This is a genomic window from Chitinophaga sp. (assembly GCF_036566945.1).
GTDB lineage: Bacteria > Bacteroidota > Bacteroidia > Chitinophagales > Chitinophagaceae > Chitinophaga.
Window position 1 is genome coordinate 1 of sequence record NZ_DATCVJ010000166.1, and the last position, 2,335, is coordinate 2,335.

Sequence of the window (2,335 nt, forward strand, 5' to 3'; positions counted from 1 at the left end):
AAAAAGCTGGAGTCGGGTTACCACCTTTCCTTTGGATATGATAACCAGGAATTGGTACGCTACCAGGTGAAGAAATTAAAATTTGTAAACGAGCGGCTGGAAAAGGTATTACAGGCTTTACTGGAAAATACCCCGCTGAAGTATGAAGAAAAAAATGGTGTGCTGCTGATCGTAAAGCAGGCACCCAGGCCTATGCTGTCTTTACAGCAACAAACCGGCCCGGGTAAAATAAAAGGTACCGTCACGGAAGGTGAGCAGGGACCACCGGTGCCAGGTGTTACCGTAAAAGTAACCGGTACAAAATATTATGCGGTCACCAACGCAGAAGGTGGCTTCGAAATCTCCTTGCCCGCCGGCACTTATCACCTTTCCTTTACTTCCATCGGCTACGGTGCAGAAGAACTGAAAGCGGTGAAAGTATCCTCAGGTGCGGTGACATCAGGAAACGTGCATTTATTTGTTGCTGCATCGCGTTTAACCGAAGCCGTAGTCATTGGCTATGGTGTACAGGAAAGACGCAGCCTGTTGGGAGCAGTAGCCACCTACGATCCCACCAAAGAACCCGGACAAATGCCGCTCACTATCGACCAGGCAATGATTGGTAAACTCCCCGGCGTTTTCATTGCCCCTTCCAGCGGCGTACCGGGAGCAGCTTCCAACATCACCATCCGTGGTATCAGCACCCTTAATACCAATGGTAACTCCCCCCTGATTGTAGTGGATGGAGTACCCATTTATGGCATAGATCCCAACCTGAATACCGTAGATTACAATAAAGGTACTTCCCCCGGATTCTCCTTCGGGGGCAACCAGGTGGTCAACGAATACCGGCAGCCTACCACCTTCGAAAAAAATCCACTCGCCACCCTTAATCCGGATGATATTGAATCCGTAGAAGTGCTGAAAGATGCCTATTCTACTGCTATCTACGGCTCCCGTGGCTCTGCCGGTGTGATCCTCATCACCACCAAAAAAGGATCAAAAGGGAAAATGCGTGTAGACGTGCAAGTGAGTACCTCGCTTAGCAAACCACGGGAACTGCCGGCTGTTATGACCGGCGATCAATACGCCGATTTCTATACCGAACTTTTCCGGCAGAAAGATTCTATCGGGAAAGCTACTTCCGGCAACTGGTATACTCCTTTAAACTATAAATTCCCTAAAGGTACCAATACCAACTGGCTCGATGAAGTAGTCCGCAACGCCTGGGGCAACAACGCCGTGGTATCTATGAGCGGCGGAACAGATAAATCCAACTACTACGTAAGCCTCGGCTATAACAACGAACAGGCCTATATCATCAATAATGACCTTACCCGTTATCAGGGCCGCGTGAACTTTGATAACCAGATGAGCAAATCGCTGAAAATAGGAGTGAGTATGACGTTGAACCAAACGACCAACAACTCACTGAGCGCACAGAATGTATATCGCTCCGCCATACAGAAAGCGCCCAACATCGGCGTTTATGATAGTACCGGTAAGTACAACTGGCTCAATGGCAACAACCCCACCGGTCCGGAAAATGTGTCGAACCCGGTAGGAGAGGCCCGCTCCGGTCAAAATTATAATACCGATAACCTCGTACTGGGCAATGTGTTTGCCGATCTTAAATTATTGCCCTGGTTAACCGCACACTCCGATGTAGGCATAGACTGGATCAGCTCCCGTGCCTATAGCCGCATCATTGACCGCCCTAAAAATATAGGTGGATCGGCTACCGAAACACAACAACAGCTACGCAAATGGGTGATCAACAACCGCCTGGATATTAATAAGATCATCGGAAATGGTCACGCCATCAGCGCTATGCTGGGACAAAGTTTCGAGAAATCAGTGGAAAATGTCAACAGCGTAAATGGTAAAGGTTTTATGAATGATGATATGCTCAGCATTCTCACCGCTACCGACAAAAGAGTGCAGAACTCATTGCAACAGCAATGGGCGCAGGTATCTTTCCTGAGCCGCCTGAACTATGAATACAAACACAGGTACATGGCAGGCATTACCTACCGCCTCGATGGATCTTCCCGGTTCTCGGCCAATCATCGCTATGTAGGCTTCCCTTCTTTTGCAGCAGGATGGACGCTCAGTGAAGAAAGTTTCCTGAAAGGAAGTAAAGCCATTGAACAATTGAAATTGCGCGCCAGCGTAGGTTTCACAGGTAACGATGGCGGCAACGGCTACTATGGCAACCAAGGACAGTATGTGGTCAACGTATACGGTGCTACTTACGGAAACACCGCTACAATTGATAATCAACAACCCGCCAATCCTAACCTGCAATGGGAACGTACCACTACCTGGAACATCGGCGCTGACTATAGCTTATGGC

Annotated in this window: 1 protein-coding gene; it reads left to right on the top strand. The window is 48.7% G+C overall.

Annotated features, from left to right (window positions below):
- Nucleotides 1-2,335: SusC/RagA family TonB-linked outer membrane protein (locus VIP81_RS04790; protein WP_331957339.1), on the top strand; the 2,335-nt coding region annotated here is incomplete at both ends.